Source organism: Vibrio sp. Vb0349 (assembly GCF_033338975.1).
Genome location: NZ_JAWOTS010000450.1, coordinates 1 through 1,041 on the forward strand (window position 1 = coordinate 1; position 1,041 = coordinate 1,041).

Here is a 1,041-nt window from a genome sequence, read left to right on the forward strand (position 1 = left end):
GGTTGAATCATGAAAATCTCAAAACTACAGCTCGTTTATCTTGCAGCTTTATCCATGCTTGGCTTTGTTGCCACTGACATGTACTTACCTGCGTTCAAAGCGATGGAAATCGACTTTGCTACAGGTCCCGAACAAATCGCACTTTCTCTGACCGTATTTCTTGTAGGTATGGCTTTTGGTCAGCTGATGTGGGGATTGGCATCGGATAAATTTGGTCACCGCAATACGCTGGCCGCAGGTCTGGTACTCTTTACCATTGCCTCATTCGGCTTAGCATTCTGCGATGAAGTTTGGCAGCTACTGACACTGCGCTTTGTGCAAGCAATCGGCGTGTGTGCTCCTGCGGTTATCTGGCAAGCGATGGTGATCAAGCGTTACTCCAGCAGTAGCCAGCAAATTTTTGCAACCATCATGCCGTTGGTGGCACTATCACCAGCACTTGCACCTCAACTGGGTGTGGTTTTAGCGGATAGCTTTGGTTGGCACAGTATTTTTATCGCATTAACGCTTGTTGGCGTGGTGCTGGTTGCTGCCACCATGGCACAAAAGAACGAACAAGCCGAAATCAAACAAACCAGCATGTCTGCGGATATTAAAGCGTTACTAGGTTCAAAAACTTACCTAGGTAACGTGTTTATGTTCGCAACCGCGTCGGCAGCGTTCTTTGCTTACCTTACTGGTATGCCAGAAATCATGTCTCAACTCGGCTACGAAGCAAAAGACATCGGTTTGAGCTTTATCCCACAAACCATTGCTTTCATGGTGGGTGGTTACCTAGGTAAAGTTGGTGTTCGCAAATTTGGTGATGAAAAAATTCTACGTCAGTTGATCGGTTTATTCAGTGTTGCCGCGTTGCTTATCTTTGTAGCTTCGCAGTGGGAATTGACCTCCATCTGGCCAATCCTAGCGCCTTTCTGTCTGATTGCGGTAGCGAATGGTGCGTTGTACCCAATCGTAGTAAACCGTGCATTGGCAAGTGCGAAGCAAAGCCCTGCAACCGCAGCTGGTTTGCAAAACAGCCTGCAAATTACCGTGAGCAGC

The 1,041-nt window shown here is 47.6% G+C and carries 1 protein-coding gene; it reads left to right on the forward strand.

Annotation, left to right across the window (positions count from 1 at the left end; all coding sequences use genetic code 11):
- Window positions 1-9: 9 nt before the first annotated feature.
- Window positions 10-1,041 (forward strand): purine nucleoside transporter PunC (gene punC / locus R7Q47_RS26515; RefSeq protein WP_318090294.1); only part of this gene is annotated, 1,032 nt, incomplete at its 3' end.